This is a genomic window from Tunicatimonas sp. (assembly GCF_049647865.1).
Lineage (GTDB): Bacteria > Bacteroidota > Bacteroidia > Cytophagales > Cyclobacteriaceae > Tunicatimonas.
In genome coordinates this window covers 1-8,327 of sequence record NZ_JBARYM010000491.1, presented here as the reverse complement: position 1 = coordinate 8,327, position 8,327 = coordinate 1, and the positions used below count along the sequence as shown (strand labels likewise).

The following is an 8,327-nucleotide window of genomic DNA, read 5'->3' as shown; positions in this document are numbered from 1 at the left end:
TGGTAACGCGGTACAAAAACTTGGGAATCGGTACTACCGGACGGTTTTCGTAGGCTAATGCCACCGCAGTTTGCAACGCTAGCTTGGAGGTGATATTAATCAAAATATTAATATCGCCACTCACTCGATGACGGAAGAAATCTCGATCAGTGTCGTAACCGGTTTGAAAGTAGACGATAGAGCTAAACGCAATATTTTCGCGCAGTTGCAGTCGACTAGTCAGATAACTGCTATTTTTCCAGAGCCTAAGCTCTTCGGTGCCCCCTTCGTCGCCAGGACGTTCCCATTCTTCCCGTTCGTACATCACTCCCGTTCCGGCAAATAAGCTGGACTTTTCTTCGCGGTAAATTCGGAAGCGCACTCCACCTCCAGCTAACCGCCGCGACTGCATACCCCGTCCCTGATCGTACTGAATCTGCGCAAAGTTCTCGTAGGAGACGGCGTTTTTCCTTAACCAATTAATCCGAAAGTGACCGTAACCCGCACTATTAATAGCTGCCTCACTGGTAGCTGTATACTGTAACTGGCCAATGAGTAGAAAGCTATGGTAAGTAGAAAGGTACGCTGCATCTGAATTAGCGGTAAATCCGACAAATGATCGCTCTGTACCGTCAGCGGTCAAACTCTGATTATTCGCATTAAAACTTAACCCTACGGTACCCAAAAAGTAATTGGCTGAGTCACCACTCATCCGTTCCTTTTCAATATTTAATATTTGCCCTAAGCAGGGGGTAAAAGCAAAAGCACTCAGCAGGGTAGCGGCGAAGAAATAATGCATAGCGGACGTTGATTTGCCGCAAAAATAGGAATTTCCTAGAAACGGATGCCATCGGGCATAATATACCGCTTCTGAATAATCTCATCGGCTTTAGCTTTTCTGACAAATAATATGCGCCCAGCAAAGTGTAAATCTTTTCCGGCCATTGCGTGGTTTAAGTCTACTTTCAGGTGAGTGGTTTTTTTCTCAACTACCAAGCCATTGCGTTGCTGCCCATCTTCTCCGGTAACGGCTACATACTGCCCTACATCGCGAATGGTATCAGCCATTTCATCATCTACGACAAATCGCTCCAGGGGTATATCTACCACATTACTGGCTTGATGCAAGCCATAGGCCTCTTCGCTCGGAATGGTAAATTCAAACGACTCTCCGGCGGGCAGTCCCCGAATCTGGTCTTGAAACGATTGTAGCAGATTATCAGAAGGGTAAAAGAAGATAAAGGGATAAGCCGTATCCATCACTTCCATCATTGGGCCTTGCTGGTTCTTTTCGCGTAGCTCATAACTCATTGTCACAATGGTATTATCATATATTCGCATAAAAATGGGTGGTTTGCTTATGTGCTAAGAACCTACCATATTCGCCATTGTTCAATAACCCTCTATTTTCTCTAATTTGATACTAGCAGTAGATATTGGTAACTCTAACATTGCCCTGGGTGTCTATGACCAGCGGTGGATTCATCACTGGCGGTTGAGCACCGTATCTAATAAAACAGCCGATGAATACGCTATTCAGCTACAATCATTATTCGCCAATGAAAAAATTACACTTAACGTTGTAAAACAGATAGTAATGAGTAGCGTAGTGCCATCTCTGACGGCAACTTTTCGACAGATGCTAACCCGGCTGATTCACCAGCAGCCCTTGGTTATTAATACAACACTGCGTACTGGACTGTCTATTGCTACGGATAATCCGCACGAATTGGGTACTGATCTGCTGGCTAACGCCGTAGCGGGTTATCAACTTACGCAAACCGACTGTGTGGTGGTAGATTTTGGTACAGCACTCTCGGTAGTTACGGTAGACCAGTCAGGCAAAATTTTAGGAGTTTCTATTGCTCCTGGCCTAGAATCCGCCATGAAAGGGTTATCATCTAATACTGCCCAACTTCCGTTTGTCCCCTTAACTCCTCCGCCTTCCGTATTAGGTAAAAACACCACTCACGCCATTCAATCGGGGATTGTGTTGGGCTACGTAGGATTAGTGGAAGGGCTAGTTAACCGGATAGAGCAGGAACTTGGACGATCAGTCAAGGTAATAGCTACCGGAGGTTTAGCCGAAGTAATTGCCCCCCTCACCAACCGCTTCAACCGAGTAGAACCCTGGCTTACGTTGGATGGATTACGACTCATCGCTGCTCTCAATTAGACCGGAAACCGGAATTGAGAATAAAAAAGTAGCGGTAAAACAATTTAGTCAATTACTAGTCGACAGTCCACAGATAATTTAACTGCGGACTGTCGACTGTGGACTGTAGCCTCAGAACTATTAACCCTATGAAACAAATCGTATTTAACCAACCCGGAGATGCCGACGTTCTTACCGTAAAAGACGTTCCCGTACCGGAGCCCAAGGCCGGCGAGGTTCGCATAAAAGTAAAGGCAGCTCCGGTCAATCCTTCAGATGTAGTGTTCATTCAGGGAGTGTACGGTATTTCGCCCCAGTTTCCCGATAGTCCGGTAGGTTTTGAAGGAGCCGGTGAGATCGATGTGATCGGCACGGGTATCGGTTCGGGTTTGAAAATCGCCCAAGGCCAGCGGGTAGCCTTTGCTGCGTTAGGCACCTGGAGCGAATACGTGGTAGCGCCCGCCATAAGCCTACTACCAATTCCCGACAACTTGTCGTTTGAAGAGGGCGCACAGTTTTTCGTTAATCCCTTTACCGCAGTGACTATGTTGGATGAAGTAGCGCTAAAAAAGGGCGACTGGCTGCTACTAACCGCTGCTTTTTCATCGCTCAACAAAATGGTTATTCAGCTTGCCCAAAAAGCGGGTGTCCGGGTAATTGGTACCGTACGGCGTACCGAACAGGTGCAACCTCTACTTGATTTGGGAGCCGAGGCGGTAGTAAATACTGAAGAAGATTCGCTGGCTGATCGGGTAAAAAGCTTAACGGAAGGTAAAGGAGTACAGGCTTGCTTTGAGTCAGTAGGAGGCGATATTGGTACCCAAGCCATTGCCAGTTTAGGGAAAGATGCTACCATGCTCATCTACGGATTAATGAGTGGGGAAGAAGCCAAAATTAGCTACGGTCCCACTATTTTTCGCACTCCAACCATCAAAGGGTTTTGGCTGAGCCGCTGGATGGAAGAATCGAGCGTAAGAGCGAAAGCTCGAGCAGCCAAACAAGTCTACAACATGGTGAAACAGGGCGATGTAACGCTAGATGTGGAAAAAACTTTCCCCCTGGCTCAAGCGTCAAAAGCGGTTACTTACAGCACCCAATCGGGCCGAACCGGAAAAGTAGTTATTCAGTGTGGCTGAGAACAAAGGGCGATCTTTAGTAATACTATATCATAAATCTGGAATGTAAGAAACGGAGAAGATTCATAGCGGGTAGACTGAGTGCTTTTGGTATTTTTGTATTGAACGAAAATCCAATCTAGGACGAATGTACTAGTCATTATGTTTCTATCTAAATTCTACATAAACATAAGTAGCTACAGGATACTGTTCGTTTTTACTACTGCCCTATTACTAGGTGTTTTTTCCGGAAATATAGCCTGGGGACAGATGATGATGGTAGATAAAGCGTACACACTGTTGAAACAGGGTCAGTTACGCAAAAGTCAGCAGGCCATTAATATTGCAATAGAGCACAATAGTACGGTTGACAATCCTAAAGCCTGGTACCTTCGGAGCTATATTTATCAGCAGTTAGCTGAGGAATCAACTGATTCTATCTACTATTTACGCAATGTAAGTATTGCCGCCGCCAAGCACTGTATTACAATAGATAGTTCACAACAGTTTGCAACAGATTGTCGATCTCTGATTGCTCATGCGTACACCGGTTTCCTAAATGATGCTATCGCCCTGTTAAATGGACAGAAATATTCCAAAGTTCTATTGGTCCTACGTCCGGTGATAGATAGTGAAAATAACTTCGCCCAAGAGCATCGTCCAGAAGCTTTTTTCTACTACGGGTACGCTATGTTGCAGCTGAATAACCCCAGTGAAGCTCGGAAGTACCTGTACCAATCCTTGCAACTGGGCTACCAGGATGCGTTGATCTACGAAGTAGAAGCAACTTACCGAGCCGAATTAAACCAGTTTGATAGCGCTCGGTGGTACCTTGCTGAGGGAAGAAAGATCTTTCCGCAAGATGCAAATATGCACATTGCCGAACTCAACTTTTTAATGCAACGTGAGTATTACCAAGAAGCTGAACAGTCAGTAGTAGCATACCTAGAGGAGCACCCTAACGATGTTGAAGGATTACTGTTGGCAGGCACCATCTACGAAAAGCTATTGTCCAGAGAGGTAGATAATTTGCGCTACTTCGATCAGCAACGAGCAATGTATGAAAGGGTATTACAGATTGCCCCCAATCATATTCAGGCAAACTATAATTTAGGTATCGCTTATTATAATCGTGGCGTTAATTCTATCAACGGAGCAGCTCAGAATTATGAATTGGATATTATTGAATTTAATCAACTGTTGGAGGAATGTAGCACACTATTTTTATCAGCTTTACCGTATTTGAAAAAGGTAAGTGAGTTAGACCAAACGCACGTAAATGCGCTTAAGGCACTGCAAGGGGTATATTATAATATCAACGATTATGAGCAGTATAGCTTAGTAAAAGAAAAACTACAGAAGCCTTAGATTTTTTAATATGCTTAGGAAAATAAAAGGGTTAATAGTTGCCTCACTGCTGCTTTCTCTAGGATTCTGCGCCCAAGCACAGTCATTAGACGACTATGAGCAAACCCAGGATCAAATTCATACCATCTATTTGTACAACTTTTCTCGTTATTTTGTGTGGCCAACGGTCATTCAGCAAGAATTTATCATCGGGGTTATGGGTGAGCATAGCATTTTAAAAGAGCTCAACAAAATGGCCAGTACGCGCACCGTAGGGGGAAATCCGATCAAAATTCGAAACTACCAAAATCCTCAGGAGATAGAAGACGGGTGTCACGTAGTTTTTATACCGCACGAAAATAGTTATTGGCTCAGCGAAGTATTATCAACAACCGATAACCAACCCGTACTGGTTGTAAGTTGTAAACCTGGGTTAGGTCAGTTTGGAAGCTTACTGAACTTTGTGGCCGACCGAGGTAAGATTACCTTTGAGATCAACGAGGAAGCAATTCAAAGTCGCCGACTAAAATTTGCTCAGCAACTAAAAGCAATTGGAATTACGCTTTAGAAAGCGTGATTTCTTGGGATGATATTTCTTCGTTGTTTTTGTGTTCGAGCAAGGGTATTGTTAACGAAAAGCCAGTATGGTCTAGTTCAGGATGATACTTCACCGTTGTTTGCAATCGTTCAGCAGCCAGACGAGCGATGTATAAATCAAGACCCGTACCACTTTTAGACTCGTGCCCCCGGAAGAACATCGTAAATAGCTTCTCTTCAAGTTTAGGTAAAATGCCCTCTCCGTTATCTTCTACTAAGATCTGAATACCAGCATGGTCAGAATAGTTTACTACAACGCGAACGTAGGCATCGGGAGACGGGATTGCGTATTGAATAGCATTTTTAATAAAGCCCTGTAATATTAGGGTAAGTAGTTCAGCATCGGTTTCCAAGTGTAAAACATCATCGCATTCCAAAGAGAATTGAAGATAGTTCTGATTAGGAAATAGGGCGATAGTTGTTGCGTAAATATCGCAAATAAACTCACGAATATTCACGAGAGAATGCTGAAGATTGTGGTGACGAACGTGGTGGATCTGAAGCACCTTCTGTAAGGAGGTTCGAGCTGTGCGGCAATTATCCAATAGCTTGTTTAGGTAGCCATCTACCACTGGTTGTCCATTTACCTCCATCGCTGCCACTTGGCACAAACCTTCAATTCTGGCTATCGGGCCAATAATATCGTGGTAAGCCCGGTACACAAACAAATCAAGTTCTCCGTTAGAATGGAGTAGTGCTTCGTTGGTTTGGGCTAACTCATAAGTACGCTGCTGCACTCTTTCCTCTAAATCCTGATTTAAAAGTACTAAGTCATCATTCTTTTGGTTAATAGTTGCTTTCGCCTCTTCCAATTGCTGGTTTTGTAGCACAATATTCTGGTGTTGCTGCTCAATGAATTGGTTCTTACTTACCAACTCCTGGGTGCGCTCCGCCACTACTTCTTCCAGAATTCTGTTCCGCCTTTTTACCGATGCTATTCGGTAATAGTACAGTGCTGCGAATAGAAGTAAAATAATGACAGCCACCAGTAGCTTAAACCAAACGGTTTGGTACCAAGCCGGATGAATAATAATTAGTAGTGGTTTAGCTTCAACTACTTCGTTTTGGGGCGAAGTGGCGCGTAATCGGAAGCGGTATTCGCCCGGATTAAGGTTAGTATAAGTAGCCAAAGTACGCGAACCAACCTTCTTCCACTGTTTGTCTAAACCCTCTAAAAGGTATTCATACTGATGTTTAGCTTTAAAGGGGAGCTGTTGCAAGGCATAAGAAATTTCAAAAGCGTTCTCATTGTAGGGAAGTTCAATACGGTGTATATTTCCGCGGGGAGCTGATAACAGGATAGACCGATGGCTACTAATCAACTGAGAAGCAAATAGTGGTGGACTATTATTTGGACTAGCTTTAGGAGTGGTTAAGACCCGGATAACTCCATCTAGCGTGCTAAAATAACTTGCACCCCTGCTAACACTTGCACCATACTGAACAAACTCAGCCCCACCCATAAATTCGCTGCTCGCGTAGTTTCTAATCTGACGAGTATGGGTGTTATAGCAAGAAATTCCTTTAACAGTACTTATCCATATTTCATGGTTAGGCCCGGAAATAACAGATGTTATTCGGCTACTAACTAAACCCTCACTTTCAGTAAATGAATTCCAAGTACCGCTTCGGGTGTTAAGTCTACCCACTCCTTGATCAAAAGTTCCTACCCACAAATGCCCTGAATTATCCAAAGATAACCCGGTAATCTGGTTGCTGGGTAGATTAATTTCTTCAGTGTCTGGGTAGTTTTTATAATGTACAATTGAGCCGGTGGCATAATGAAGTTGAACTAACCCATCTTTTAGCGTTCCCAACCATAGGTAATGGTCGTTTTCGGCGTATACTTTGGGAGTAATAGTGGTAGGAATGGCGGGAAACCGGTCGGCCGCTGACTCAATCCGGTCTGCCTTTCGATTCCAGAAGTATGCCCCTTTTTCCAGTATGCCTACCCAAAGTGTCCCTTGTTTATCTTGGTAAATCGATTCGATAGCATCCGGTGAGAAGTTGACTGGCTGGTTGGTAATTGAATAAATCTTCCAATTTTGATGAAAAGGATTCCAGCGGACTAGCGTACCGTCAGACATACCCACCCAAATTCCTCCTTGGTTGTCTTCCTCTAAGGCAGTAATGATTCTTCCAGAAGAAAACTGATCACTGACCGGGATATTTATATTATGATAAATTAGTTGTTGATTCTGGTTATTCCATTGGCAGAGCAGCGCATCGGCAGTACCAAACCAAACGTCTCCTTCCGGAGTAGAAATGAGAGCCGTTACAGGTTGCTTTATTTCAGTTGAGTCGCTGAGCAGAGCGAAATCGAAACCGGCTATTAAAGCAGTACTAATGCTGCTTTTACCTACTACCCACAGTGTCTCGAAGGCGTCTACCAATACCGCGGACACTTGGTTGTCACCGATTGAGTGAGGATCATTACGATGGTGAACAAATTGATTAGTTTCCTTTGATTGAGTATCGTAGCAAAATACTCCCTGCCGCTGGGTAGCTACCCAAAGTTTGCCTTGATGAAAATCTATGTCCCGAATATGTTGGTTTGATAAAGCTGCGACAGGATGATTAAACGCTTCTGTTTGTCGGTTGTATTGAATCAACCCTTTTTGGTAGGTACCAATCCATAAAGTGCCATCGTCGCTCTCCTGAATAGTGGTGAGATCATTCGTGTTTATTGATAGACTATCTAAAGCAATACTGTACTGGTGAATGGTCTGATAGTGAGGATCAAATCGTAGTAAACCGCTGCCAAAAGTAGCCCCCCAAAGCAAGCCCTGTTTATCTTCGTGCAAATCCATCACCACTGAAGTTGCTACCGTAGAATTTACGTTGGTAGAATCGACAAACGGTACAAAACTATTTTTGAGTGAATCTAGGTAAAACACCCCCCCGCCAAATGTACCCGCCCACAGGGTGTGACTTTTTCCCTGGCAGTAGCTCAATACCGAATGAACATTACGCTTAGTAGGAAATAATGCTGATAAATTGTATTGATGAAAATCTTTGGTTACAGATGAAAAGCGAACTGCCCCATGATTTTTAGTCCCCAACCAAATATCTCCTTCAGTGTCTTCAAAGAGCGTCTGAATTACCATGCTACGTAGCAGTGTTCCGTTGGGAAT

Annotated in this window: 7 protein-coding genes; 4 read left to right on the top strand and 3 right to left on the bottom strand. The window is 43.9% G+C overall.

The window, feature by feature from the left end:
* Together WBA23_RS14605 and WBA23_RS14600 are read right to left on the bottom strand one after the other, a co-directional pair.
* Window positions 1-778, bottom strand: a 778-nt coding sequence (locus tag WBA23_RS14605; RefSeq protein WP_424583016.1) for a DUF481 domain-containing protein, incomplete at its 3' end; no start/stop codon positions are given.
* Between the two features lie 35 nt (window positions 779-813).
* Entirely contained in the window at window positions 814-1,320 is a 507-nt protein-coding gene (locus WBA23_RS14600) for an FKBP-type peptidyl-prolyl cis-trans isomerase (RefSeq protein WP_424583015.1), read from the bottom strand.
* Window positions 1,321-1,396: 76 nt separating this feature from the next.
* Between WBA23_RS14600 and WBA23_RS14595 the strand changes: the two genes are divergently transcribed.
* The 4 genes from WBA23_RS14595 (at window position 1,397) to WBA23_RS14580 (ending at window position 5,164) form a co-directional block, all read left to right on the top strand.
* Window positions 1,397-2,155 carry a type III pantothenate kinase gene (locus WBA23_RS14595; protein WP_424583013.1) on the top strand — a complete coding sequence of 253 codons (759 nt, stop codon included), beginning with the start codon at window positions 1,397-1,399 and terminating at the stop codon, window positions 2,153-2,155.
* A gap of 128 nt (window positions 2,156-2,283) precedes the next feature.
* Window positions 2,284-3,270 carry a zinc-dependent alcohol dehydrogenase family protein gene (locus WBA23_RS14590; RefSeq protein ID WP_424583012.1) on the top strand — a complete coding sequence of 329 codons (987 nt, stop codon included), beginning with the start codon at window positions 2,284-2,286 and terminating at the stop codon, window positions 3,268-3,270.
* A 141-nt stretch (window positions 3,271-3,411) separates the two neighbouring features.
* Window positions 3,412-4,617 carry a hypothetical protein gene (locus WBA23_RS14585; protein ID WP_424583011.1) on the top strand — a complete coding sequence of 402 codons (1,206 nt, stop codon included), beginning with the start codon at window positions 3,412-3,414 and terminating at the stop codon, window positions 4,615-4,617.
* Window positions 4,618-4,627: 10 nt separating this feature from the next.
* Window positions 4,628-5,164, top strand: coding sequence for a YfiR family protein (locus WBA23_RS14580; protein WP_424583010.1), 537 nt, complete (start codon window positions 4,628-4,630; stop codon window positions 5,162-5,164).
* Here WBA23_RS14580 and WBA23_RS14575 read toward each other — a convergent pair.
* The coding region (locus tag WBA23_RS14575) for a sensor histidine kinase (RefSeq protein ID WP_424583009.1) at window positions 5,154-8,327 on the bottom strand (3,174 nt) is incomplete at its 5' end. The two genes, WBA23_RS14580 and WBA23_RS14575, sit on opposite strands and share 11 nt — an antisense overlap.

What these genes read in the sequence shown, in the direction of transcription:
- WBA23_RS14600 (WP_424583015.1), bottom strand. Translation starts at nt 1,320, where the DNA reads ATGCGAATATATGATAATACCATTGTGACAATGAGTTATGAGCTACGC.
- WBA23_RS14590 (WP_424583012.1), top strand. Translation starts at nt 2,284, where the DNA reads ATGAAACAAATCGTATTTAACCAACCCGGAGATGCCGACGTTCTTACC.
- WBA23_RS14585 (WP_424583011.1), top strand. Translation starts at nt 3,412, where the DNA reads ATGTTTCTATCTAAATTCTACATAAACATAAGTAGCTACAGGATACTG.
- WBA23_RS14580 (WP_424583010.1), top strand. Translation starts at nt 4,628, where the DNA reads ATGCTTAGGAAAATAAAAGGGTTAATAGTTGCCTCACTGCTGCTTTCT.